At 69.1% G+C, this 24,028-nt stretch carries 21 protein-coding genes and 2 pseudogenes; 8 read left to right on the top strand and 15 right to left on the bottom strand.

The genetic code is table 11. The annotated features are described in order from the left end of the window. The first annotated feature begins 15 nt into the window (after window positions 1–15). On the top strand, window positions 16–813 hold the full coding sequence (locus tag CA983_RS07430) for an IclR family transcriptional regulator (protein WP_086600072.1): 798 nt from the start codon (window positions 16–18) through the stop codon (window positions 811–813). Window positions 814–880: 67 nt separating this feature from the next. Here the strand turns inward: CA983_RS07430 and CA983_RS07425 are convergent, their stop codons facing one another. The 6 genes from CA983_RS07425 to CA983_RS07400 form a co-directional block, all read right to left on the bottom strand. Then, on the bottom strand, window positions 881–2,014 hold the full coding sequence (locus tag CA983_RS07425; protein WP_086600071.1) for an aromatic ring-hydroxylating oxygenase subunit alpha: 1,134 nt from the start codon (window positions 2,012–2,014) through the stop codon (window positions 881–883). Between the two features lie 131 nt (window positions 2,015–2,145). Then, the gene (locus CA983_RS07420) at window positions 2,146–3,309 is read right to left on the bottom strand and encodes an NAD(P)/FAD-dependent oxidoreductase (RefSeq protein ID WP_086600070.1); all 1,164 of its coding nucleotides are present in this window, start codon (window positions 3,307–3,309) and stop codon (window positions 2,146–2,148) included. After that, window positions 3,306–3,668 (bottom strand): bifunctional 3-phenylpropionate/cinnamic acid dioxygenase ferredoxin subunit, encoded by a 363-nt coding sequence (locus CA983_RS07415; protein WP_086600069.1) that lies wholly within the window; start codon window positions 3,666–3,668, stop codon window positions 3,306–3,308. The genes CA983_RS07420 and CA983_RS07415 overlap by 4 nt, the downstream gene beginning before the upstream one ends. A 234-nt stretch (window positions 3,669–3,902) precedes the next feature. Then, on the bottom strand, window positions 3,903–4,535 hold the full coding sequence (locus CA983_RS07410; protein WP_086600068.1) for an MBL fold metallo-hydrolase: 633 nt from the start codon (window positions 4,533–4,535) through the stop codon (window positions 3,903–3,905). Continuing rightward, window positions 4,535–5,620, bottom strand: coding sequence for an S-(hydroxymethyl)mycothiol dehydrogenase (locus CA983_RS07405; protein WP_086600067.1), 1,086 nt, complete (start codon window positions 5,618–5,620; stop codon window positions 4,535–4,537). Before CA983_RS07405 ends, CA983_RS07410 begins: the two co-directional genes overlap by 1 nt. 98 nt (window positions 5,621–5,718) lie before the next feature. Beyond that, window positions 5,719–6,666, bottom strand: a complete 948-nt coding sequence (locus CA983_RS07400; RefSeq protein WP_086600066.1) for a LysR family transcriptional regulator — start codon at window positions 6,664–6,666, stop codon at window positions 5,719–5,721. Window positions 6,667–6,906: 240 nt separating this feature from the next. Between CA983_RS07400 and CA983_RS07395 the strand changes: the two genes are divergently transcribed. From CA983_RS07395 to CA983_RS49140, 4 genes and pseudogenes are all read left to right on the top strand, one after another. Beyond that, window positions 6,907–9,267, top strand: a complete 2,361-nt coding sequence (locus tag CA983_RS07395; protein WP_086600065.1) for an arylsulfatase — start codon at window positions 6,907–6,909, stop codon at window positions 9,265–9,267. Between the two features lie 89 nt (window positions 9,268–9,356). Then, a complete protein-coding gene (locus CA983_RS07390; protein ID WP_086600064.1) occupies window positions 9,357–10,160 on the top strand; it encodes a formylglycine-generating enzyme family protein in 804 nt (267 codons plus the stop codon). Window positions 10,161–10,222: 62 nt separating this feature from the next. Beyond that, a pseudogene (locus tag CA983_RS07385) lies at window positions 10,223–11,192 on the top strand (ABC transporter substrate-binding protein). Between the two features lie 240 nt (window positions 11,193–11,432). Further along, window positions 11,433–11,930, top strand: a complete 498-nt coding sequence (locus CA983_RS49140; RefSeq protein ID WP_158101845.1) for a hypothetical protein — start codon at window positions 11,433–11,435, stop codon at window positions 11,928–11,930. Here CA983_RS49140 and CA983_RS07375 read toward each other — a convergent pair. After that, window positions 11,897–13,609 carry a PHP domain-containing protein gene (locus tag CA983_RS07375; RefSeq protein ID WP_086600063.1) on the bottom strand — a complete coding sequence of 571 codons (1,713 nt, stop codon included), beginning with the start codon at window positions 13,607–13,609 and terminating at the stop codon, window positions 11,897–11,899. The two genes, CA983_RS49140 and CA983_RS07375, sit on opposite strands and share 34 nt — an antisense overlap. A gap of 449 nt (window positions 13,610–14,058) precedes the next feature. Here CA983_RS07375 and CA983_RS07370 point away from each other — a divergent pair, with 449 nt between their 5' ends. Both CA983_RS07370 and CA983_RS07360 read left to right on the top strand, forming a co-directional pair. Beyond that, window positions 14,059–14,781, top strand: coding sequence for a polyamine aminopropyltransferase (locus CA983_RS07370; protein WP_086600062.1), 723 nt, complete (start codon window positions 14,059–14,061; stop codon window positions 14,779–14,781). A gap of 449 nt (window positions 14,782–15,230) precedes the next feature. Continuing rightward, window positions 15,231–15,545 carry a DUF1330 domain-containing protein gene (locus tag CA983_RS07360; RefSeq protein ID WP_086600060.1) on the top strand — a complete coding sequence of 105 codons (315 nt, stop codon included), beginning with the start codon at window positions 15,231–15,233 and terminating at the stop codon, window positions 15,543–15,545. A 251-nt stretch (window positions 15,546–15,796) separates the two neighbouring features. On the opposite strand, the gene dgoD is transcribed toward CA983_RS07360, so the two are convergent. Then, window positions 15,797–16,741, bottom strand: coding sequence for a galactonate dehydratase (gene dgoD / locus CA983_RS07355; protein WP_244206721.1), 945 nt, complete (start codon window positions 16,739–16,741; stop codon window positions 15,797–15,799). On the opposite strand from dgoD, the gene CA983_RS07350 reads away from it, so the two are divergent. Next, a complete protein-coding gene (locus tag CA983_RS07350; protein WP_208636912.1) occupies window positions 16,721–17,086 on the top strand; it encodes a CocE/NonD family hydrolase C-terminal non-catalytic domain-containing protein in 366 nt (121 codons plus the stop codon). The genes dgoD and CA983_RS07350 overlap by 21 nt on opposite strands. A 47-nt stretch (window positions 17,087–17,133) precedes the next feature. Here CA983_RS07350 and CA983_RS47695 read toward each other — a convergent pair whose 3' ends face one another. The 7 genes and pseudogenes from CA983_RS47695 to CA983_RS07315 all read right to left on the bottom strand — a co-directional run bounded on the left by CA983_RS47695 (window position 17,134) and on the right by CA983_RS07315 (window position 23,578). Further along, window positions 17,134–17,223 (bottom strand): tannase/feruloyl esterase family alpha/beta hydrolase, encoded by a 90-nt coding sequence (locus CA983_RS47695; RefSeq protein ID WP_244206719.1) that lies wholly within the window; start codon window positions 17,221–17,223, stop codon window positions 17,134–17,136. 288 nt (window positions 17,224–17,511) lie between these two features. Then, window positions 17,512–17,658 (bottom strand): annotated as a pseudogene (locus CA983_RS49410) (hypothetical protein); the annotation flags it as partial. A 54-nt stretch (window positions 17,659–17,712) separates the two neighbouring features. Then, the gene (locus tag CA983_RS07345; protein ID WP_086600059.1) at window positions 17,713–18,810 is read right to left on the bottom strand and encodes an NmrA family NAD(P)-binding protein; all 1,098 of its coding nucleotides are present in this window, start codon (window positions 18,808–18,810) and stop codon (window positions 17,713–17,715) included. A gap of 794 nt (window positions 18,811–19,604) precedes the next feature. Next, the gene (locus tag CA983_RS07340) at window positions 19,605–20,570 is read right to left on the bottom strand and encodes an NAD(P)H-binding protein (RefSeq protein WP_483027212.1); all 966 of its coding nucleotides are present in this window, start codon (window positions 20,568–20,570) and stop codon (window positions 19,605–19,607) included. Window positions 20,571–20,870: 300 nt separating this feature from the next. Further along, the gene (locus CA983_RS07325; RefSeq protein WP_244206715.1) at window positions 20,871–22,040 is read right to left on the bottom strand and encodes a CocE/NonD family hydrolase; all 1,170 of its coding nucleotides are present in this window, start codon (window positions 22,038–22,040) and stop codon (window positions 20,871–20,873) included. A gap of 84 nt (window positions 22,041–22,124) precedes the next feature. Beyond that, window positions 22,125–23,003: an alpha/beta fold hydrolase gene (locus CA983_RS07320; RefSeq protein WP_086600058.1), complete on the bottom strand. Its 879-nt coding sequence runs from the start codon at window positions 23,001–23,003 to the stop codon at window positions 22,125–22,127. A gap of 131 nt (window positions 23,004–23,134) precedes the next feature. Beyond that, on the bottom strand, window positions 23,135–23,578 hold the full coding sequence (locus CA983_RS07315) for a hypothetical protein (RefSeq protein WP_086600057.1): 444 nt from the start codon (window positions 23,576–23,578) through the stop codon (window positions 23,135–23,137). Window positions 23,579–24,028: the final 450 nt, after the last annotated feature.

Here is a 24,028-nt window from a genome sequence, read left to right as displayed (position 1 = left end):
GGGTATAGTTGCGTCATGAGCAACTACAGTCTTGAAGCCCAGAGCTCGAGTTCAGGCGCCGGAGGAGTGCAGTCGGTCGACCGCGCCATCAGCGTCCTCGAGATCCTCGCGCAGCGCGGCGAGGCGGGCGTCAGCGAGGTGGCCGCCGAGATCGACGTTCACAAGTCGACCGCGTTCCGTCTGCTCGGAGCCCTGGAGGCGCGCGGCCTGGTGGAGCAGGCGGGCGAGCGCGGCAAGTACCGGCTCGGCTTCGGCATCGTACGCCTGGCCGGAGCGGTCACAGGGCGCATCGACATCACGCAGCAGGGCCGACCGGTCTGCGAGGACCTGGCCGAGGAGATCGGCGAGACGGTGAACATCGCCGTTCTGCAGGAGCACTACGCGGTCAACCTGTACCAGGTGCGCGGTCCGGGGGCTGTCACCGCGCAGAACTGGGTGGGCCAGCTCACCCCTCTGCACGCCACGTCGAGCGGCAAGATCCTCCTGGCCCACCTGCCCGCCAAGGACCGCGCCGCGCTGCTGGCCGAGGCCGGGTTGAAGAAGGTCACGCCGCACACCATCACCGCGAAGTCGAAGCTCGAGAAGAACCTCGCCGAGGCCCGTGAACGCGGCTACGCCGTGGCTGTGGAGGAACTGGAGGTCGGTCTCCACGGCATGGCCGCTCCGATCCGCAACCGGGACGGAAAGGTCGTCGCGGCACTGAGCGCCTCCGGACCCTCCTACCGGCTCACCGAGGAGCGCCTGCACGAGTTCGCGCCGAGGCTGATCAAGAGCGCGGAGGAGATCAGCCACCGGATGGGCTACCTGGGCTGAGCGGCCCGCCCACCGCCATACCGCCACCGCCGAGTGCTGCCGGGTCGGGCCGCGCACGCGGGATCCGCTACTGCGACTGGTGCGTGCCCAGGCGCTCGTGCACCCAGTCGTGGAAGGCACCGATGTGGTGCTCACTGGGCACGAGGACGCCCCCCTTGGCGTACATCCTCGAACTCATCCCTGGCTGTGTGCGCTCGCAGGCGTCGAAGTCCTGCCTGTTGACCCGGTCGAAGAGTTCCACGGACCGGCTGACGTCCCTGCCGCTGTCGACTACGTGCGGCATGTACAGCCAGTCGCACTCCACGATCGTGCGGTCGACGGCCACGGGGTACATGCGGTGGAAGATGACGTGGTCGGGGACGAGGTTGATGAACACCTGCGGCTTGACGGTGATCGCGTAGTAGCGGCGGTCCTGGTCCTCGGCGACGCCCGGAATGCGGTCGAGGCCCGCGCTGCCGTCCACGGTGAAACCCTGGACCTCCTCGCCGAACTCGGCACCGTGGCCGACGTAGTACTGGGCGGCGAAGCCGTCCGCGAACTCGGGGAGCACTTCGGTGAGTTCGGGGTGGATCGTGGCGCAGTGGTAGCACTCCATGAAGTTCTCGATGATGAGCTTCCAGTTCGCCTTCACGTCGTAGGTGATCCGGCTGCCGACCGAGAGGCTCTCCATGCCGTAGCGCTCGATCGCCTCGGCGTCGCCGAGGCGGGTGACGACCTCCCCGATGACGTCCTCCTCGAAGGAGGGCGGGTTCTCGGCCAGGCAGACCCAGACATAGCCGAGCCATTCACGGGTGGCCACCGGCGTCAGGCCGTACTCGGTGCGGCCGACGTCGGGCATCTTGGTGAGGTTGGGCGCGGCGACGAGCTTGCCGTCCAGGCCGTACGTCCAGGCGTGGTACGGGCACTGGAAGGCCCGCTTGACCTCGCCGGCCGCCTCCGTGCAGAGCCGCGCTCCGCGGTGCCGGCACACGTTGAAGTACGCACGGATGCTGTTGTCCCTCGCGCGGGTGACCAGGATGCTTTCGCGGCCCACGTCAACGGTCCGGAAGGCACCGGGCTTCGTCAGCTCCGACGAGCGCGCGACGCAGAACCACATGGTCTCGAAGATGCACTCCTGCTCCTGTGCGAAGATCGCGGGATCGGTGTAGGAAGTGCCGGGGAGGGTGGCGATCAGACTGTCCGGCAGGCTGGTCGAGGTCACGGTGCACTCCTCGGGAAACGTCGTGGATCGGTTCACTCACGCGCCGGGAAGAGCGACTCCGGACGGCGTTGTGTATGAAGCAACGCTGCGTGCCATGTGCAACCGCAGCATGGGATGCCTCAGCGGCGGTGTCAAGATGTCGTGCGGCCGAGCTCTTTGCGCCAGCGGGTGAACAGCCGTGGCTGGTTCATACCGAGGACCGCGACCGGCTGACCTGCGCGCCGGTAGACGGCGAGGACGTTGCGGTCGTCCGGGGAGCCTTCCTCGACCGCCACGCTGTCGGCGCCTGCCGCGTGCCCCGCGAACTGGATCTTCACGCCGTACTGGTCGGACCAGAAGTACGGCGGCCGGGGCACTCCCGGCTCCGTCGCGCCGCCCGCCAGCAGCGTGGCGACCGCGGCGTCGGGGCGCTCCCGTGCGCCGGTCCAGTGCTCGACCCGCCGATGTGCCCCCGCACGGGGGTCGTACCAGTTGGCGCAGTCGCCCACGGCGACCACGCCGGCCAGACCGGTACGGCCGTCCGCACCGCACTTGACCCCGTTGTCGAGTTCGACGCCGGATCCTGCCAGCCACTCGACGCACGGCCGTGCGCCCACACCGACCACGACGATGTCGGCCGGGATGCCGCGGCCGTCCTCCAGCAGGACGGCGTCCACCCGGCGCTCACCGCTCAGCCCTTTCACCCCCACGCCGCACAACAGCCGCACCCCGTGATCCGCGTGGAGCGCGGAGACCATGGCGCCCATGCTCTCGCCGAGTGGTCCGGCGAGCGGCGTCCGGGCCGCCTCGACCACCGCCACGTCGAGCCCGAGGACACGCGCGGTGGAGGCGACCTCGGCGCCGATGAACCCACCGCCGATCACCACCAGCCGTCCGCCCTGGGCAAGTTCGGCCCGCAGGGCACGGGCGTCGTCCAGTGTGCGCACGACGTGCACCCCGGACAGCCCTTCGGAGCCGGGCAGAGTGCGCGCGGCGGCGCCGGTCGCGATGACGAGGCCGTCGACGCGGACCTCCCGGCCGTCGGCGAGCCGGACGGCACGGTCCGTACGGTCGAGTCCGGTGGCCCGGACGCCGAGCAGCCACTCCGCCTGGAGATCCTCGCCGTCCACCTCCAGCGCGAGCTCCGCCTCGTCGACGGTGCCGGCCAGGAACTCCTTGGACAGCGGCGGCCTGTCGTAGGGACGGTGGAGCTCGTCTCCGATGACGACCAGCCGCCCGTCGTAGCCCTGCTTGCGCAGTGAGCGCGCCGCTGAAAGACCGGCCAGCGACGCGCCCACCACAGCGACCGTCCTCACGCGAGAACCCCGGCGAGCTTGGTTGCGACGCAGGGTGGCAGGTTGGGAGTGGCCGCGGACAGCCGCACGTAGATCATGCCGTCCTCGACGAGGACCTCATGGGTCCGGACCGGGCGCTTGGCCGGCGGGGCGTCGACGGCACCGGTCTTCAGGTTGAACTTCGAGGCATGCAGCGGGCATTCGACCCAGCAGCCCTCCACCCAGCCGTCGGCGAGCGAGGCGTCCTGGTGGGTGCACGTGTCGTCGATGGCGAAGAGCTCACCGTCTTCGGTGTGGAACACCGAGACCGGCGGGTCGATCTCGAGCCGGAAGGCCTCTCCTCGCGGGAGATCCGCCAGAGGGCACGCGGGAATCATCATGACCACCTCGGTGCGTATAGCGAAACGGATTGCGGTAAGCGCAACATCAGTCTGAGGTTGCCCCGAAACCCTTGTCAAGGCGTTCAGACGGCCGATTGAGCGCCCCCTCTAGGTTGCACATCACACAACTCAAAGCGCATGAGGGAACGAGGCGGGACAGGATGCGACGCACGCACGCCCGCCTCATCGGCCAGTGTGGCCGAGAGCGGGCGTGCGCTGTACGACGGACGGCGGTCAGAACCCCCGGTCGAGCCACTCCTGGACGTGCGGCGCCTCGGCCGCGATCGTGGTCGTCTCCCCGTGTCCGGTATGCACGACGGTGTCGCCCGGCAGCGTCAGCAGCCGGTCCCGGATCGAGTCGATGATCGTCGGGAAGTGGCTGTACGACCTTCCCGTCGCCCCCGGTCCGCCCGCGAAGAGCGTGTCGCCGCTGAAGAGGGCGGTGAGGGCGGGCGCGTACAGACAGACGGCACCCGGGGCGTGCCCCGGGGTGTGGAGCACGGTCAGCTCGATGCCTGCCAGAGCGAGCACCCGACCGTCGGCCAGTTCCCCGTCCGGCAGCCGGTCCGGGTGGGTCTGCTTCCACAGCGGCAGGTCGTCCGGGTGGAGGAGGATCGGGGCACCCGTGCGCGCCGCCAGTTCGGGCGCGGCGTCGATGTGGTCGTTGTGGGCGTGCGTGCACACGATGGCCCGCAGGGTGCGCCCGCCGACCGCCCGGGCGATGGCCTCGGCGTCATGTGCGGCGTCGACGACGACGGCCTCGCTGTCGTCGCCGACGATCCAGACGTTGTTGTCGACGTCCCAGGTGCCGCCGTCCAGGGAGAACGTCCCCGAGGTGACGAGGTGTTCGATGCGGGCGCCCGCCATCAGAGGACCACCACCGAGCGCAGGACATCGCCGCCGTGCATCCGCTCGAAGGCCTTCTCGACCTCGTCCAGCGCGATGGTCTCCGTGACGAAGGTGTCCAGATCCAGTCGGCCCTGGAGGTAGAGGTCGATGAGCATCGGGAAGTCGCGGGAGGGCAGGCAGTCGCCGTACCAGGAGGACTTCAGCGCGCCGCCGCGCCCGAACACGTCCAGCAGCGGCAGTTCGAGCTTCATCTCGGGGGTGGGCACGCCGACCAGGACGACCGTGCCGGCGAGGTCGCGGGCGTAGAAGGCCTGCTTGTACGTCTCCGGACGGCCGACGGCCTCGATGACGACGTCCGCACCGAAGCCGCCGGTCAGCTCGCGGATCGCCTCGACCGCGTCCGTCTCCTTGGAATTGACGGCGTGGGTGGCCCCCAGCTTCCTCGCGGTGGCCAGCTTGGCGTCGTCGATGTCCACCGCGATGATCTTCGCTGCGCCCGCCAGGTCGGCCCCGACGACCGCCGCGGCCCCGACGCCGCCGCAGCCGATGACGGCGACCGTGTCGCCCCGGCCGACGTTTCCGGTGTTGATGGCGGCGCCGATGCCCGCCATCACTCCGCAGCCGAGCAGTCCGGCGGCGGCCGCCGACGCGGCCCGGTCGACCTTGGTGCACTGGCCTGCCGCCACCAGCGTCTTCTCCGCGAACGCGCCGATACCCAGGGCCGGCGACAGTTCGGTGCCGTCGGTCAGGGTCATCTTCTGCTTGGCGTTGTGGGTGCTGAAGCAGTACCAGGGCCGTCCGCGCAGGCAGGCCCGGCACTGGCCGCACACCGCGCGCCAGTTGAGGATGACGAAGTCGCCAGGGGTGACGTCGGTGACACCCTCCCCCACCGCCTCCACGACGCCCGCGGCCTCGTGCCCCAGGAGGAAGGGGAAGTCGTCGTTGATGCCGCCCTCGCGGTAGTGCAGATCGGTGTGGCAGACCCCGCAGGCCTCGACCTTCACCAGCGCCTCACCCGGGCCGGGGTCGGGAACGACGATTGTCTCCAGATTCACGGGTGCGCCCTTGCCCCGCGCGACGACAGCACGGACCTGGTGAGCCATGGCCACTCCTCGACTGGTACGAGTCCGAATCAGACGTTGCTCATTACGGCACACATCTCATGCTTCGCAACACAGCATCCTGGAGTGCGGACCAGGGGTCAAGGCTCATCGACGTGCGCAGTCGGCGCTGGTGCTTGTCGTTCGTCCTCCGGTGACGCTGCCACCGGGCGCGCGAAGACCTCGCGGGCCACCTCGATGAACGCCTGGGCGGCGGGCGAGAGCGGCCCACGCCGGCACATCAGCCAGACCGGCCGGACCAGGCGCGGACGGGTCACCAGCGCAACCGCGCCGCGCCGAGCCGCCTCCTCGGCGAGAGAGCGCGGGAGGAGCGTCGCCCCCGCTCCGGCCAGCACCAAGGGGACGACCGCCGCCTGGTGAACCGTCTCCACCGCGATGCGTGGACTGCGTCCCTCCCCGCCCAGCGCCTGATCCATCAGCGCCCGGGGCGCGGTACCTCGCGCGGTCGCCACCAGGTCCATCCGGGCCACCTCACCGAGCGCCACCGGTCCGACCTGGGGATAGCGGTCGGACCGTGGCACCACCGCCAGAACCTCCTGCCGACACAGCTCCAGGGTCTCGACGGCCTTGCCGTGCGTCCTCACATCGGCCAGCCCCAACTCGCACTCGCCGGTCCGCACCACGTCCGCGACCGCGGCTGCGTTCGGTGGCTCGACGATGACGATGTCGATCGCGGGATGGCGCCGGCGGAACGCCCCGGCGAGGTCCGCCAGCGGATCGACCGCCAGCGTCGTCGGCGCGACGATGTCCAGCGTGCCGCCTGCCAGTCCGGCGATGGTGCGCACCACCGACCGGGCGGTCTCCAGATCGCGCACGATCTGCCGGGCAGGCTCCACCAACGCCTCCCCCGCCGAAGTCAGCATGACTCCACGGCCAAGCCGGTGGAAGAGAGGGGTGCCCAGTTCCCGCTCGAGCAGCCGGATCGCGTGCGACAGCGACGGCTGCGCCACGCGCAGGGTGTGGGCGGCGCCGGTGAAGCTCCGGTGCGCGGCTACGGCGAGGAAGTACTCGACTTGGCGACGTTCCATAGAAGCGTTCTATCGGACCCAGCGCCCTGCGGTATAGAAGCTTTCTATTGCTCTCATTCAAAACCGGTTCACCAAAATCGGGAAGCCTTGTTGACCGACCTCGGCGGCGGCTGACACTTTTACTGCATCGCAGACCGGGGGCATTTCGGGGCCGCTGAAGTACAGCCGCATTACGCCTGCAATTCGGCCGCGACAAGACGGTGTGACATTTCCTCGCCGGGCACCGAATCGGAGAAACACATGACTGAGTTCGCCGCCGGGCGGCACATACTTCCGCGGCCCGACGTCCGTCGCCCCCTGACGACCGCGATGGATGTCCACGACCAAGAGACCGCCTTCACCCCCGTCGGCCCGGTCCCTCCGCCCGCGGGCGCACCGAACGTGGTGCTCGTGCTCATCGACGACCTCGGGTTCGGCACCTCCAGCGCGTTCGGCGGACCGTGCGAGATGCCGGCCGCGGAACAACTCGCGGACCACGGGCTGCGCTACACCCGGTTTCACGTCACGGCCCTGTGCTCGCCCACCCGGCAGGCCCTGCTGACGGGGCGCAACCACCACTCCGTCGGCATGGGCGGCACCACCGAGATGACCACCGCGGCCCCCGGGTACAACGGGTTCCGGCCGCGCAGCGCGGCGACACTGGCCCAGACCCTGCAGGGCAACGGCTACAGCACGGCCGCTTTCGGCAAATGGCACCAGACCCCGCCCCGAGAGATCAGCCCGGTCGGGCCGTTCGACCGCTGGCCCACCGGGGAGGGATTCGACACCTTCTACGGGTTCATGGGCGCCGAGATGAACCACTGGTACCCGCTGCTGTACCAAGGCACCACTCCGGTCGAGCCGGATCGCCGGCCGGAGGACGGCTACCACCTGTCCGAGGACCTCGTCGACCACGCCATCGACTGGGTGCGCACCCAGCGCACACTGACGCCCGACCGGCCGTTCTTCACCTACCTCGCGCTCGGCGCCGCGCACGCGCCGCTGCATGTAAGCCCCGAATGGCAGGAGAAGTACCGCGGAAGGTTCGACCACGGTTGGGACCGGCAGCGCGAGGTGACCCTCGAACGGCAGAAGGAACTCGGCGTCGTGCGCCCGGAGACGGAACTCGCCCCGTGGGCCGCGGACGTTCCCCACTGGGACGAACTCACCGACAACCAGCGTCGGCTGTCGGCCAGGTTCATGGAGACGTTCGCGGGGTTCACCGAGCACGCCGACGTACAGGTCGGCAGGTTCGTCGACGCGCTGGAGGAACTCGGTGAGCTGGACGACACCCTGTTCCTCTACATCCTGGGTGACAACGGCGCCTCGGGCGAGGGGGGCCTCGAAGGGACGATCGTCGAGCACCGGCTGGGGCACGGCGTGGTGGACGACCCGGACGAGATGATCGACCACATCGACGAGATCGGCGGCCCGCTCAGCTACCCGATCGCCCCGGCGGGATGGGCGCTGGCGCTGAACACGCCCTACCAGTGGACCAAGCAGGTGGCCTCGCACTTCGGTGGCACCCGCGACGGCATGATCCTGCACTGGCCGCGGGGGGTCTCCGAGCGGGGCGGGCTGCGGCACCAGTTCTCGCATGTGATCGACGTCCTGCCGACGATCCTGGACTGCGTGGGAATTCCGGCGCCCTTCAGCGTGGACGGCGTCCCGCAGCAGCCCATCGAGGGCACGAGCATGCGACAGACGCTCGCTGATCCCGACGCGCCCGAGCATCGCCGTACCCAGTACTTCGAGATGTGCGGCAACCGGGGCATCTACCACGACGGCTGGATGGCGGTCACCCGGCACGGCATCCCCTGGGAGATGGTGCCGGACAACGACCGCAGGTTCACCGACGACGTGTGGGAGCTCTACGACCTGAGCAAGGACTGGAGTCAGGCGCACGACCTGGCCGCCGAACACCCCGAGAAGTTGCGCCGGTTGCAGGACCTGTTTCTGATCGAGGCGGCGAAGTACCAGGTCTTCCCCCTGGACGACCGGGTCACAGAGCGCGAGAACCCCGCCATGGCCGGCCGTATCGATCTGCTCGGCGACCGCGCCTCCGTCACCTACCGCGCGGGAATGCGGCGGTTCACCGAGGAGACCACACTCAACGTCAAGAACCGCTCGCACAGCATCACGGCCGACGTCGACCTGCCGGAGACGACGGCCGAGGGCGTGATCATCGCGCAGGGCGGCCGGTTCGGCGGCTGGACCCTGTACTTCACCGAGGGCAGGCCGGCCTACGCCTACAACTACTTCGGCATGAACCTGTACACCGTGCGCGGCGGCGAGCCCTTGGTGCCGGGACGACACGAGGTACGACTCGTGTTCGACTACGACGGCGGAGGACTCGGCAGGGGCGGCACCGCCGTGCTCCTGGTCGACGGTGAGAAGCACGCCACCGGGCGGGTCGCGCAGACCATCCCGTACTACTTCTCCTTCGACGAGACACTCGACGTCGGAGTGGATCTGAGCACACCGGTGAGCGACGACTATCCCGTCCTCGACAACGAGTTCACCGGGACCATTCACACGGTGCGCATCGACCTGGACGCCCCGAGTGCCGAGCCGTCCGAGTTCGACGGCGGACTGCACCGGCGCGTCATGGGGGCACAGTGAACTGCTGCGCACCGTCCGCCGGCCGGGGAGCGGAAGGGCCACCGGCACCCCGGCACACCACAGTCCGCCGCCCGACGGCCACCGAGGGCATGGTGGCCGTCCCCACCGGCCGGTTCCTCATGGGCAGCCAGGACGCGCTCTCCTACCCGGCCGACGGGGAAAGCCCGGTGCGCACGGTGCACGTCGACGCCTTCTGGATCGACGCCTGCACGGTGTCCAACGCCCAGTTCGCGCGCTTCGCCACTGACACCGGCCACCGCACCTCGGCCGAGCGCATCGGCTGGTCGTTCGTCTTCGCCGGGCTGCTCCCGGACGACTTCCCGCCCACCCGGGCAGTGGCGGCGGCACCCTGGTGGCGGCAGGTCGAGGGCGCCGACTGGCGCCATCCCGACGGACCGCATTCCACCTGGGAGGACCGGCCGGATCATCCCCTCGTCCACATCGACTGGGACGACGCCCGCGGGTACGCCGCCTGGGCCGGCAAGCGCCTGCCCACCGAGGCGGAATGGGAGCGCGCCGCCCGAGGAGGGCTGCACGCGAAAGTGTTCCCCTGGGGCGACGAGTTCGAGCCGGGCGGCCGTCCCCGGATGAACGTGTGGCAGGGCGACTTCCCCGACCGCCACCCGACGGCCGACGGCTGGTACGGCACCTGCCCCGTCGACGCCTATGAGCCCAACGGCTTCGGCCTGCACAACACCACCGGCAACGTCTGGGAATGGTGCGAGGACTCGTTCTCCCCCTCCCCCGGCCGACAGGAACGCGTCGCCAAGGGCGGCTCCTATCTCTGCCACGCCTCCTACTGCCGCCGGTACCGGGTCGCCGCACGACAGGGCCTCTACCCGGACTCGGCAACCGGCAACGTCGGGTTCCGGTGCGCTCTGGACATGACGTGACCTCTTTCGACTCCCTCACTCGCACAACGGCGCGAGACGCCCAGTGCACAAGGAGCACGACCATGGCACAGCAAGCAGGACAATGCCGTTCCGGTGCGGCCGGGATGGCCGTACTCGCTCTCACTCTGACCGCCTGCGGCGGGGCGAAGATCGGCGAGGACTCCGCCGGGGCCGACGCAGGCCCGGGCAAGTGCGGCACCTTCAACCTCGCGGTCAACCCGTGGGTGGGCTACGAGGCCGACGCGGCGGTCGTCAAGTACGTCGCGGAGAACGAACTCGGCTGCAAGGTCGTCACGAAGGACCTGAAGGCGGAGATCGGCTGGCAGGGCTTCGAGACGGGCGAGGTCGACGCCATCCTGGAGAACTGGGGCCACGAGGACCTGAAAAAGAAGTACGTCGACCAGCGGAAGACCGCCGTGAGCCTCGGCTCGACCGGCAACAAGGGCATCATCGGCTGGCATCCCACCGTGGATCGCGAAGAAGCACCCGGACATCACCAACTGGAGGAACCTCAACCAGTACGCCACGCACTTCAAGACCTCCGAGTCGGGCAGCAAGGGCCAGCTCCTCGACGGCGACCCGTCGTACCAGACCAACGACGAGGCTCTGGTGAAGAACCTCAAGCTGGACTTCAAGGTGGTGTACGCGGGCAGCGAGACCGCGCTGATCCAGGCGTTCCGGGACGCCGAGAAGAACAAGAAGTGGGTGATCGGCTACTTCTACGAGCCGCAGTGGTTCCTGTCCGAGGTGCCTCTGGTCAAGATCGACCTGCCCGAGCACACGGAAGGCTGCGACGCGGACAGGGCGAAGGTCGCCTGCGACTATCCCGTGTTCGACCTCGACAAGATCGTCAGCACGAAGTTCGCCAAGTCGGGCAGCCCGGCCTACGAGCTGGTGAAGAAGTTCACGTGGACCAACGACGACCAGAACACCGTCGCCAGGTACATCGCGCTCGACAAGATGACACCGGAGGCAGCGGCGAAGAAGTGGATCGAGGCGAACCCCGACAAGGTCAAGGCCTGGCTCGGCTAGAACCGACGGGCGCGCGGCAGAGCGCGGGTTCTTGGCCGGCGCCGCAGGAGGCCTCCCCTGCCGGGTGCCCGGCAGGGGAGGGCGGTCAGGCGTGATCGGCGCAGCAGGGTGTGGGGTTGGGCACCTCGAACGGGGCGAGTGCGCCACCGGGGCGGGGACCAGGGCGAGGGTGAGCTGACCGTCCCGCCACTCCGGTCGTACATGGTCCCGGGTGAGCACGGGGGTGGCGGGATCGGGTCCTTGGCCGTCCGTCGACGGCTGCCCGACCACGGTGATCCGGTCGATGGCGGTCAGGGCGAGCACGTCGGTCACGGTGACGATGCCGGTGAGGCGGTCGGCGCCGGGATAGACCACGGCCCGCCCGCCTTGCCGGTGGGCGTGTTCCTCGGCGGCCAGTGCTGCCGTGTGGGCGGCTTGGTCGGGGCCGTATCCGCGCTCTTTCAGGACAGCGCCCTCCGTCGGCCCCGCCCGTTCGGCGAGGCGTGCCCACGTCACCTCGGCCACGTCGGCGTCGGGCAGGGCGAGGGAAACGGCCGTGCCCCGGTGTGCGTCGGTGCGGATCAGGTGGGTGCAGGCGATGGTGCCCGCCGGGAGGCCGAGACTGCCCATCAGATGGTGGATCAGGTGGTCGGCGTCGCGCAGGTTCGCGATCCCGGCGTCCAGCCCGATGACGGTGTGGACGCCGGGCACATCGTGCGGTGCGGTCATGCGGGCAGGACCCACATGGGGTTGGAGTAGAACCACAGGTCCTTCCACGGGTCGGCGTCGCCGACGACGTCGAGGGCAGGCCCGGCCGGATCGACCGCGGCGCCCATCGGGCCGACGGCGGTGCGGTTGCCGTCGGTGCCGCGCAGCCGCACGTACACCGGCTTTTCCACGCGGCCCAGGGAGTAGGTCAGGCGGACGGTTCCGGTGGACTTGTTCACCTCGAATGACTTGACGACCTTCGTGTCCGGCGTGGTGAACGCGTCCTTGTCGGACACGGGCCCGGTCACATCGCCCTGGATGACGTCCACGCGGGCCAAGGTGGGCACGAACTGCGCCCAGTTGGGCCCGTTGGCGAGGCTGATCTCGACGACGAGGTCGACGTTGCTGCCGCGGCGCACGTGCAGCGCACCGCCCAGGGTCACCGCGCGGCTGCCGGAGCGCAACTGGGCGCCCAGACCGCTGATGAGGCCGCCGTGGTCCACCCAGACTCGGCCGGCGCGGATGCCTTCCATGACCGCCTTGTACGAGAAGGAGGTCGCACCGACGTGGGTACGGCTGTAGTAGCCCGGCCAGTAATCCCCCTGGGTGAGGTCGATCTTGCCGCTGTAGACCGGGTCGGTGTGCTTGCCGTTGGCGGTGTAGTCGCTGTCCGGGCCGCCGCGCACCGCGGTGTCGGCGTAGACCTGGTGGGAGTCGGAGTTGGCGGTGATCCACCACGGTTTGCCCTCGGCGAGGAGGCTGTCCCAGAGGCCGCCGACGGTGGAGGTCATCCAGTCGAAGCCGCCCCACGTGCGGTAACTCTCCAGCGGGTAGCCGGCGAAGGAGTTGGCGCTGGGGTTGTTGTCGTAGATGCCGCGGGCCCGGCCCATCCCGAGCGGCGCGGGGATGCCCGCGGCCTGGTGCCCGGGCGCGCCCTCCATGCCGACGGCGATCCGGTGCTTCGGGTCGGTGGCGTCGCGCCAGGCCCGTATCTCGTGCGGGGAGTCGACACCGCGCCGTGCCGGGTGGTTGGCGAGCATCAGCGCGTCCTTGACCTTGCGGCGCTGGATCTGCTCGGCGAGGAAGTTCAGGCCCGCGATGGCGAGCGCCTCGTTGGCGGGCGTCGAGGCGCCGGCGTCCTTGACGCTGCCGTCGTAGTCGGTCTCGAACTGCTTGAGGACGGAGACCTCGTTCTTGCCGGGGTGCACGAAGACCGTGCCGTGCTCGGCGCCGGGGATGTTCCACTCCAGGCCCTGGAAGACGAGGGTGTCCTCGTACGCGGCCCGCGCCTCGATGATGTCCGGGTTGACCTTCTCCACGCCGATCCTGGAGTGGGTGGCGTTGCCGTGGTCGGTGATCACCAGCCAGTCCATGCCGTACCGGGCACCATGGCGGACCTGGTCGACGACGCGGTACTTGCCGTCGTTGCTGTACTGGGTGTGGATGTGGTGGTCGCCGGCCAGCCACAGGTACCCGCCGGAACGTGAGCCGTGCGCTGCGGGTGTCTGGCCGGTCGACGCGGCTGCCTCCCCCGCGCCACCGAGCACGCTGCCCGCCGCAAGCCCCGCTCCGAGAAGGCCGGTGCGCCGCAGCATGGACCGCCGCGACAGCTGGCTCGGCGTCAACTCCTCGTCGGGAATGGACGTATCAAGAGCCAGAGGCAGAGACGAGGCGTCCTCGCTCCCGTGGTGATGGTGGTGGCCGTGGTCGTGTCTATGGCCGTGGCTCATGTTCAACTCCCGTGAGGGGCAGACGCATACGTGGCTTGGGACGTGCAGAGTGTGAAAAGCCCCGGTGAACAGCGGGAGTCCAGGTGATGCTGAGGCGAAGAACGCCGAATGTGCAGCCAGAGCAAGGCCTTTCCCCCAACCAGGACCCGGCCCGGTCATCAATGGCGCCGGCATGATCCAACGCATCCCGCCGACACGCTGGACACATCGGCCCCGGAGCCGTCGCCGCCCTCCTCGCCGCTGTGCTGACCGGGGGCGCTGTCCTGCACCGGCGGCGTCGCGGCACGCCCGGCCAGGCGCCTGCCGAGCCCAGCAACGCGCCTGCTCCGCAAGAGGGGACGGCGCGGTGGGAAGAGTCTTGGTGCCGCCGTTGACCACGGCGTTCGTCGTAGCCTGGGGCCACGGTCGGCGCCCCGGCGCCGCTGATCATCTCCCGGAAGGGTGAACGGATGGGTCTGCGTTTCGAGGAGATCGACTGGCAACCGACACCGATGGGCGAGATCAGTCTGCGTCGGCGCCGCCACCCTGTCTCGGGCGACGAGGTGTACGAGGTGAAGCTCGGTGACGAGTTCCTGATGTCCAGCCTCTTCACCACCGGCGAGATCGCGCTCGCGGAACTCGCGCTCGCCAGGCTGCCGGACGCTGACCTGGACGTCGCCGTCGGCGGACTCGGGCTGGGCTACACCGCCCAGGCAGCCCTGGACGATCCCCGGGTGCGCTCACTGACCGTGATCGACGCGCTCGCCGAAGTCATCGACTGGCACCAGCGGGGCCTGGTACCGCTCGGGGCCCGGCTGACGTCGGACGCCCGCTGCCGCCTGGTGCACGGCGACTTCTTCGCGCTGGTCGCCGACCCCAGCGGTCTGGACCCGCAGCAACCGGGCCGCCGCTTCCACGCCGTCCTGCTGGACGTCGACCACTCACCACGCCATGTGCTCCACCCTCGGCACGCGGCGCTCTACCAGCCCGCCGGGCTCCGCGCTCTCGCCGACCACCTCCACCCGGGCGGTGTCTTCGCCCTGTGGTCGAACGACCCGCCCGACGAGCAGTTCGCCTCCGCACTCAGCGAGGTCTTCGCACAGGCAGCGGCCCATGTCGTCGACTTCGACAACCCTCTGCAAGGCGGTACCTCGGCCAACACCGTCTATGTCGCCGTCACAGAACCGAACTAGTCCGAGAAGCCCTTTCGGCACGAACAAACCACTCCCGCTGTCCGCCGGCCGGCATTCGTCCAGCCGCCACCGAACGTCCAATGAGCCGCCAGGTGCCAAGAAGCTGCCGCACAAGCGGCTCCCCAGGGGCCGCAGGGGCCGAAGGACGCCCCGCAGCCGCCTCCGCGCGCGATCGACGGGCGGGCGACAGTGTCCCAAGGCAAGTCCCCGCCCGCCATCACCAATCAGCTATATCCGCAGGTCAGCGGACCGTTCCGTCCGGGCGATCAAGAGCGAAGCCAGGCAGCACGCGCGCCCATTCTCGCAGGGGCCGGCCCCACGCCGGCAGCCTGCCGCTGGGGTCGCTGCCGGGCACGGCGTGGCCGGCGGTCTGCACCGCCTCAGCGAGCGATGCGTAGTCTCCGGCGTGACAGAAGTACACGCCGTGTCCAAAGGAAACGGGGACGCCCATGCCCGCTTACGTCATCGTCAACGTCGATCTGCTCGACGAGGAGGCCGGCCTGGCCTACGCACACGTGGCCCAGAAGTCCATCCTCAGCCACGGCGGCCGTTACCTGATCGCGGGCCCCACTCCCGAGCCCGTCGAAGGCACCTGGGATTCCTCCCGGCTCGTGGTCATCGAGTTTCCCGATATGGACCGGATCCGGCAGTGGTACGACTCCCCCGAGTACCAGCGGGCCCGGGAGATACGAGAGGGCAAGGTCCGGGTGGGGATGCTGTTCGTCGAGGGCGCGCCGCCCGAGGGCTTCTCCCTCCCGGCTTAGGAATTGTCGGGCGATCATGTGCGGAGCCAGATGATCAGGGCTGCTGCGGTGGCGGTGCCGAGGAAAACGTAGCCGCGGCCGGCGGACACGGCGCATGTCGCGGCGTAGGCGTACGGGTGGGACGCCGCCGGCCGCACTACCACCTTCATGCCCGGCGCCGACGGAGCAGGCGGCCCACCTTGTCGGTGGGTGGACGCGCCAGGGGCCGGGCGATCGCAGGACGCGACCGTCCGGCCGGGCCCTGCCACGGGCTACCAGGAGGCCAGTGAGCCGTCCGTGTTGCGCCAGACCGGGTTGCGCCAGCGGTGGCCGCGTTCGGCGGCGGCCCGCACCGCGTCCTCGTCGATGGTGATGCCGAGGCCGGGCGCGGTCGGGCGGTCGATGTAGCCGTCGCGGAACGTGAAGGGCGTGGTGTCGGCGAGGTAGTCCAGCAGTCCGCTGCTGTCGCCGTAGCCGATGCCGAGTGCCTGTTCCTGGATGAGGAAGTTGGGGATGGCGAAGTCGAGTTGCAGGCTGGCCGCGAGGGCGATCGGGCCGAGCGGGCAGTGCGGGGCCACCAGGACGTCGTAGGTCTCGGCCATCGCGGCGATCCGGCGGGTCTCGGAGATTCCGCCGGCGTGGCTGATGTCGGGCTGTGCCACGGCGATGCCGTCGGAGAGCACCGAGCGGAAGTCCCAGCGGGAGTAGAGCCGTTCGCCGGTGGCGATGGGGATGGAGGTGGAGCGCACCACGGCGCCGAGGTCCTGGGAGAACTCCGGCAGTACGGGCTCTTCGACGAAGAGCGGCAGGAGCGGCTCCAGGAGGGGGAGGACGCGGCGGGACATCGCCCGGCTGAACCGGCCGTGGAAGTCCAGCGCCAGGTCGCGCTCCGGCCCGATGGCCTCGCGAACCGCGGTCACCCCGTCCACGATGGCGTTGATCGCGGCGGGCGTGGCGAGCGGCTCCAGTTGGCCGCAGGGGTTCAGCTTGACGGCCGTCATGCCCTTGGCGACCTGCCCGGCCGCCGACTCGGCCAGTTCCTCGGGGGTTTCACCGCCGACCCAGCCGTAGACGCGCACCCGGTCGCGCACGTGGCCGCCGAGGAGCTGGTGGACCGGGACGCCATGGGTCTTGCCCGCGATGTCCCACAGGGCCTGGTCGATTGCGGCGAGGGCGCTGTTCAGGACCACGCCGCCGTGGAGTTCGGCCTCGCCCACGCTCGCGGTGAGGAGCCGCCCCACCGCGCGCCGGTCCGGCTGTACGTGATGGGCGAGGACACCTGGCGCGACTTCGAGTCCTGGCCGCCGAGCGGCTACTCGGCACGGCGGTTCCATCTCGGTGCCCACGGCGCGCTCTCCGCAGATCAGCCCGAGGAGTCGGCACCCGACCATTACCGTTACGACCCGGCCGACCCCACCCCGGCAGTCGGTGGAGTGCGCCTGGTCAAGGACTGCGGCGTGTCGACAACAGCGCCCTGGAGGCCCGCCCCGATGTCCTGGAAGAGCCGGGCGAACCCGTTGGTCGTCGCGGCGCCGCCCATCGCCTTCTGCACGGCCTTGTAGTACGCCATGGTGCCGACCGCCGTGATGTGCTGATCACCGAGGCCGTGTCAGAGGATCAGCTTGCCGCCGGCCTTCTTGAACGCCTTCAGGTCGAGGTCGGTGGCGTCGTACAGGGCCGTCTTGCGGACCGTCTCCACCAGCGAGCAGTCCGGCCGCCGACGGCCAGGTGACCGTGGACATCGACGGCGTGCTCGTCCTTGCTCACTTCGTGAAGCAGGACGCCCACGCGACCTGCAAGAAAACCGTCGAGAGCAAACACGAAAGCCGATGGTGTAACGGCCGGGAACCGGCGAAGACCACCGACGCGCGGCACTTTCGAACGCGGCCCGACGCCCTGCGCGAAGCCGATGTCCACACCGAGCACCCTGGGCGGCGGCCTGCAGGGCGAACATGCCGTACATCCCGGTGTGGGTGTAGGACACGCCGCCCCCGGTCGGTGTCCATCGGCAGGCGGCCACCAGGGGCGGTCTTCCCTTCGGTGTGACGGCCCCGGACTCTCCCTGGCCGACCAAGCCGAGATCCTCGGGGCACAGGGGTTCTCTGGCCGGGTTGCCCGGGGGAATCGAACGCACCCCGGGCAACCCGACTACGTTCAGGTGTACGCCGACACCACCCCCACCAACCGTTTACAACTTGCCCGTCCTGAAATCCGCGCTGCTTTTGAGGACCGCGGAGTCGATGCTCCAGTTCTCCGGCTGGACCCTCTCCCAGAGACTTCCCTTGCCGGAGTCCCTTCCCGCCTGGTCTTCTCGACGGAACCACTCCTCAGCGCTCTTGATCCTGTTGGGATGAATTTCGTCGAGCAGAGCGTAATCCCTGGTGATGATTCCGTACTTCCACACGTTCCAGAAGCCCGTGAAGTTGTCGCGGAAACTCATGGTGCTTTTGTCGTTGGGATCGGCATTATATCCGGCAGGGGCATCGACAAGCCCCACCAGGTCCGGACTGCTCCAATACGCGTCCAGGTCAGTGTCGATGTACTGCGCCGGATGCCCGGTGACCTTCTCGAACGCCGCAGCCATGTCGGCGTAGGTCATGTGCTCGATAGCGACTTCAAGGTCCATTCCATTAGAGCGCTCCGGGTGGTCGAAGAGCCAGCGAACGTAGTATCCGCAGTCTTCGAGAGCCACGTGGGGAACGGCTCCGTCGCCGAGAGGGACTCGCCACGTGACGACGCCGTCCTCGACGCTGGGCTGCATGGGTGTGAGCGGTGAGAGCACCATCTCGATGTAGGGGCCCGAAGTGAAGACCGCTGCCCCCATCCTGTCGCTGTTCTTTTCATTCTGGAACAGTACCCATTCGGCCATGCGGCCCTTGCCGTCATAGTGGCCGGTGCGGAACCTGGAGTCGTAGCCTGACTTTTTGAGGGCGTAGTCGAGGTTTCCGTAGACGAAGAACTTGATTCCTGCCTCAATCGCCATCTCGTAGGTGCGGATGGCCCAGTAGGTCTCGGTTTTCTCGCCGGTATTGAACCCGTCGATGTTGACGAAAGCCCCGTCACAGCCGCGAAACCCTTCCCGCAGCACATCTTCGTCGGCGAACGACCCTTCGAGGAGGGAGACGTTGCCGAGCGCGAGGAGGGCCTGGGCTCGGGGGGAGTTGGAGTCGCGGGTAAGGACTCGGACGGAGTACTTCTTGTCGGCGACAAGAGCGCGGACGATGGGCATTCCTTGAGCCCCTGTGCCACCGATGACGAAGATGGTGGAGGTGGCGTGAGAAGACATGGCTTTTGACTCCAGAGGTTGAGTACGCACGCGATCGGTAAGCGATGGGCGCGGCTCGTTCGGGACTGATGTCTGCACCAGCTTGGCGATCAACGGCGCCTGCTGACGCTGCACTGGCGGCCCGCGAGGATGAGCTTTTTTGGAAACCGATCAGTTTCACTCACGGTACACCGATCGGTTTCCAAGTGGCAAGCGCCCCAGTGTCCGTGTCTTCAAAGTGTGGGAGCCGGAGGCGGACGTGGCCGACTTGATAACGGTCGGCGCCTGCACCCCGGTTGGGCTCGTGGTGGCCAGCGGTCTGATCAACGCGGCTCGTCACCGTCAACAGGAGGGAAAGCTCGTGGTTGCGCCTGTCCGTGCTGCAGCCCACCCGTCACATGAACAGGCGCACGACCGGCGACACTGCTCCCGCTTCCTTCTAGTAACTGAGGTCGCACCGTCAAGGCCGGCAAGAACGCGGGCAGGTTCTCCTCGGCCGCCTCCCTCCACCGCGCCCTCACCGAAGCCGGGCCCACGCCGGACGACAATCTGCCGCTACGGCACAAGCCCGCCCGCATCCCGAGAACCCGCTCGCCCCCGAGGAGATCGACCTCCGCAAGCGGCTCCAGGTCCACCCCAACCAATGCGGAGACCTCCGGCTAGTGTGATGCGCCGGAAACAGCGGATTTAGGTTTCCTGCTGATTTTCGGTGACGGGCGGTTCAGTTCGGGCTGCGGCGGGACCTTCGGAGGGGCCGTCAGAGCTGCGGCCAAGCCGTGCCATGTTCACCAGAGGCCCCCGCCACGCGGGAGTTCTCAGGACGAGGTCTCCCGCGTGGCGTTCCGGTTCTGTTGCGAACCGCTCAGTGGCTCAGGCGGCCGCCAGCTTCCGGATGCGCGGGTGGTTCTCCAGCGCCCAGCGCACGGTCTTCGGGGGGGGCGTCCGAGCAGGGCTTCCAGCTGGTCGGTGGTGCCTCGGCATCCGCCGCCGCCCATCAGCCGGGTCAGGGTCTTGAGGTGTTCCGCTGTGTGCGGGATCGCGGCCAGGGCGGGGTCGATGTAGGTCTCGTTCCAGGTTTCGACGTCTTCGGGGACGTAGGTGACCGGGCGTCCCAGTACGGCCGCGTAGTCCTCCGCGAACCCGTGCATGTCCTTCAGTTCCGGACCGTTGAGGTCGTAGGACTTCGAGATGTGCGGCTCCGGGTCGGTCAGGATCTTCACACACAGCTTCGCCACGTCGTAACCGGCGATGGGCGCGAGCCGGTGGTCGGCGAAGGGCAGGCGCAGCTCGCCCCTGCTCAGTGGCTCCAGCGCCAGCCAGGTCATCAGGGGGTTCTCGACGAACATGGCCCCCCGGAGGTTGACGGTCGGCAGGCCGGACCACTCCAGCACCTGCTCGGCGACCCAGTGGGCCCGCTGCTGCGGCGAACAGTCGGCGATGAGCCCGCCGAGCCACGCACGCCGTTCCTCCTCCGGCGCGGTCATCTTCTCGAACGTCATGAACGACTGCTCGTACTCGGAGATGTTGACGAACACCTCGATGTCGCCCTGGGCCCGCGCCGCCGCGGCCATCAGGCTGACGGCGTCGGTGTAGTACGGCGACAGGCTCATGCTGAAGTAGATGCGACGGACACCCTTCAACGCGGCGGTCACGTCGGCGATGGTGAGCAGGTCACCGACGAAGACCTCGGCCCCGGCCTGGCGCAGCGAGTGCGCGCGTTCGTCGTCCTGCCGTACGAACGCGCGCACCTGGTGCCCTTGGTCAAGCAGCATGTCGACCATCGTTCGGCTCACACCGCCGATCTCGCCGGCGGCGCCGGTGACCAGGATGGGACTGCGCTCTGGCCGCCAGTTCCAGGCCGTAACTGCCGCCGCCTGCCTGGATGATGACGGGGTGGACCTGCTCGGACGGGGGGACGGGCAACGGGCCGCGGGCGGCGACGTGGCGCCCCTGGAGGTTGACCGGCTGGATCTTGTCCATGTCGGCAAACCGCTTCCCGGGGATGTCCCGAACCCAGGCGTCCTTCTCCCAGCCCGGGGCCCATCGGCTACTGGCGCCAGGAGTCGGCCAGTGCTCCCGCGTCATAGGGGTCGAATCCGGTGTCGTCCACCAGACGCATGGCGACACGCTTCGCCTCCTCGGAATCGCCCGCGACCGGGATGGCGAGGCGGCCCGGCGTGCCCGCCGGGACACCCTTCGTTCGCTGGGTTTCGGCCAGGGCGGCGTTCCATGCCTTGATCACGGGGCCCCCGAGGAGCTCGGAGGTGTACACGCTCTCCACCACACCGTCCTCCACTGCCTCGATCCGGCCGCTGAGGTGCGGGTAGTAGGTCGCCGATCGTGCGCCGGAACCAGTCGAATTGCATGTCCGCCAAGCGCCCGCGCATGCCCATGAAGTCGGAGTGCGCGCCGAAACCGAAGTTGACGTCCCCGACCACGTGCCGCCAGTTGGTGTGGGTCCACGGGCCCATGACCAGCGTGGCGGACCGGCCGGCGCGGCGCATGGCGGTGAAGTTGTCGAGCGTGCCCTGGCTGAAGATGTCGTACCAGCCGCCGACCTGGAAGGTGGGCAGATCGACCTCGTCGTGCCGGCCCGCGACGCGGCCGGACGCCGCCCACTCGGGCTCCCGCCGGGAGCGTTCGTAGCCGAGTTCGGGCAGGTCGTGCCGGGCGAACGCGGGAAACCGCCCGGCGGGCAGCTCCCCGTAACCACCGTTCGCCAGGCCGTCGAAATCCTGCACGAGCCCGGTGATGCCACTCACGAGCCCGTCGAGGTCGGTGCTGTGACGGCGCATCAGGGTGTCGGCACCCTGTAGGAGGGACCAGGGCACGGTGAGGCCGAGTTCGATCGCGCCGCCGCGCGTCCACAGCCCGTCTTCCGGATCGGACCACGTGATCATCGGCGCGATGGCCTTCAGCTCCGGCGGCTTCGACAGCGCCGCCATCCACTGGGTGTTACCGAAGTAGCTGTCCCCGATCATGCCGACCGAACCGTTGGAGCCGGGGAGGGCGGCGGCCCACCGTACGGTGTCGTAGCCGTCGCTCTCCACGTACGTGAACGGCTCCCACTCCCCCTCGGAGGCGAACCGGCCGCGGGTGTCCTGGATGACCACCATGAACCCGCGCCGGGCAGCCGCCAGCGGATCGAGCATGACGGTCATCATGGGGATCTGCTTGCCGTACGGCAGCCGGCTCAGCAACACCGGCCACGGCCCCGGACCACCGGGCCGGTAGACATCTGCGCGCAACACCGTGCATCACGCATCCGCGCCGGAACGTCGGCCTCGATCTGGATCTCCGCCATGCACTACTCCTTGGGTCAGTGGTCCCGGGGGTCAGGCCACCGCGTTCAACAAGTCGGACAGCACGTCGGGGCGCTCAAGGGCGATGAAGTGGCCTGCCTTGGGGACCTGTGTGAACTCGGCGGCCGGAAGCAGTTGCTTGTTGGCTTCCCGGTCCGAGGGGCGCGACCAGTCCTTTTCGCCGTAGACGAGGTGGATGGGCGCCTTGATCTCGGGGTAGCGGGGGCGGGCTGCGATGAGGCTGGGCAGGGCCTGGTACACGGCCCGGGCGACGATCGGGTAGCCGGGGCGGCTGCCCACCTTGAGGAGCTCGTCCACGTAGTCCTCCCGCAGCGCGCTCTTGTCGCCGAGGCCGCCTTGAAGGATCGTGCGGAGGGCGGGCTTGGGCTCCACCCCGGCGATCACGGGGCCCACGCCGGGCGCGAGCACGCCGCTGACCACCACACGGGCGAGAAGGCTCGACCTGGCGATGCCGCCGGGGAAGTCGTATGTGTTCACCGCGACCACGCGTCGTACCCGCTCCGGGAGATCGGCCGCGGCGGTCAGGGCGAGCACCGCACCCATGGACTCACCGACCAACGTCACGTCATTCAGGTCGAGTTCGGTCAGCAGCCGCTGGACGCCCGCACGCATCGCGGGCTCGTCGTACGACGCCCCGGGCACGATCTCGGAGTAGCCCATCCCCGGCAGGTCGAGGGCGTACACGGTGTACCGGTCCGCGATCAGCGGGACGAGGTGACGGAAGTGCTCGGCCTGGGTGCGCACGGTGTGCAGCAGAACCAGGGGGGCGCCGGTCCCCGCCTTGAGGTAGCGCAGCGTTCCCTCGCGGCCACCAGATACCGCGCGCGGGGCGATGGTGTGGCTGGTGGTCCCCGGAATGTGAATCGTGGGACGTGACTCTTGGCTGGGCATCTCGTCGGCTCCTTGTGTGTGAGGGGGATCACCAAAACGGTCATGACTCTCACCGGAGAATGAGAAACCGATCGGTTTCCACTAATGTAAACCGATCGGTTTGCGGGCGCAAGCCCGGCAGGTTCCCGGCTTCACCGGGGCGTTCCATATCCGTGGACGCCCGGTATGACGAGCTCTCCACCTGTCTGTCCGGCCTGGTCGATGTCGGCGTCGTCCAAGCCGAGTTGGAGCTTGAGGTCGAGTTTCCCGACCGTGTCGTAGAGCCACTCCGGGACGGTGTCGGGCGTGAGACGGAGGCGAAGGACTGGAGGCAGGGGGAGGCCTTCGACGCCGGAGAGGGTGCCCGTCAGGCTCTCGACGTACATGGTGATGCGGTCGCCTCGCAGCGTGGACATCGAGCCGGGCGCTCCGTCGATGTGCTGGATCTGCGGGCCGACGGGTACGGCCATCTTCAGGTCGAGGATCGTGACGGCCGCCGCGGAGAACTTGAGCACCCGCTTGGGCCCGGCGGCCGTGTCCACGGTCACCACGCCACCGAAGACGAGGTCACGCAGTTCGAGGCGGCTTCCCTTCATGTTCCAGGACTCGGCGGTGAATCGGCCGGCGCTCGTGTCCTCGAGAGCCTTGAGATCGCTGATGTCGCAGGTGCGGGAGGCCCCTGGGGTGGGCGCCGGTCGGGACGACGGCTCGGCGGTCCGATGGCCGGGGGTGGGTGACGCGTGGGGTGCGGCCGGCGGCGCGTCGGACGGTTCCGCGGTCGTCGGCGTCGGAGCGGCGGGAATCGATGAGGGACTCGTGTCGGGTAGCGGACTCTGCTCCTCAGTGTCGCCGTGGAGGAGGGAACCGAGGGGGTCTGCAAGACCGGTGGTGGCGGCGGTCGCGCTCGGTGAGGCGGTCGGAGCCGGGGCCGGGCCCGCTTTCTCGTCAGCCACGTGCTCCGGCGGTTCGACGGGCTCATCGCTCGTGGGGGCCCGGGCGCGCCGGGAGCAGCAGAGGGAGGAGGAGTGGGGGCCGTGGCTGGGGCT

It is taken from the genome of Streptomyces swartbergensis (assembly GCF_002148965.1).
Taxonomy (GTDB): domain Bacteria; phylum Actinomycetota; class Actinomycetes; order Streptomycetales; family Streptomycetaceae; genus Streptomyces; species Streptomyces swartbergensis.
The sequence above is the reverse complement of the archived record's forward strand: the minus strand, read 5'-3'. Positions and strand labels throughout refer to the sequence as shown.

Coding starts and splice junctions, on each gene's coding strand:
- CA983_RS07360 (WP_086600060.1), top strand. CDS start 15,231: ATGCCCGCTTACGTCATCGTCAACGTCGATCTGCTCGACGAGGAGGCC.
- CA983_RS07345 (WP_086600059.1), bottom strand. CDS start 18,810: ATGTCTTCTCACGCCACCTCCACCATCTTCGTCATCGGTGGCACAGGG.
- CA983_RS07400 (WP_086600066.1), bottom strand. CDS start 6,666: ATGGAACGTCGCCAAGTCGAGTACTTCCTCGCCGTAGCCGCGCACCGG.
- CA983_RS07395 (WP_086600065.1), top strand. CDS start 6,907: ATGACTGAGTTCGCCGCCGGGCGGCACATACTTCCGCGGCCCGACGTC.
- CA983_RS07405 (WP_086600067.1), bottom strand. CDS start 5,620: ATGGCTCACCAGGTCCGTGCTGTCGTCGCGCGGGGCAAGGGCGCACCC.
- CA983_RS07415 (WP_086600069.1), bottom strand. CDS start 3,668: ATGATGATTCCCGCGTGCCCTCTGGCGGATCTCCCGCGAGGAGAGGCC.
- CA983_RS07390 (WP_086600064.1), top strand. CDS start 9,357: ATGGTGGCCGTCCCCACCGGCCGGTTCCTCATGGGCAGCCAGGACGCG.
- CA983_RS07340 (WP_483027212.1), bottom strand. CDS start 20,570: ATGGTCGACATGCTGCTTGACCAAGGGCACCAGGTGCGCGCGTTCGTA.
- CA983_RS07375 (WP_086600063.1), bottom strand. CDS start 13,609: ATGAGCCACGGCCATAGACACGACCACGGCCACCACCATCACCACGGG.
- CA983_RS07370 (WP_086600062.1), top strand. CDS start 14,059: ATGGGTCTGCGTTTCGAGGAGATCGACTGGCAACCGACACCGATGGGC.
- CA983_RS07430 (WP_086600072.1), top strand. CDS start 16: ATGAGCAACTACAGTCTTGAAGCCCAGAGCTCGAGTTCAGGCGCCGGA.
- CA983_RS07320 (WP_086600058.1), bottom strand. CDS start 23,003: ATGCCCAGCCAAGAGTCACGTCCCACGATTCACATTCCGGGGACCACC.
- CA983_RS07410 (WP_086600068.1), bottom strand. CDS start 4,535: ATGGCGGGCGCCCGCATCGAACACCTCGTCACCTCGGGGACGTTCTCC.
- CA983_RS07315 (WP_086600057.1), bottom strand. CDS start 23,578: ATGAAGGGAAGCCGCCTCGAACTGCGTGACCTCGTCTTCGGTGGCGTG.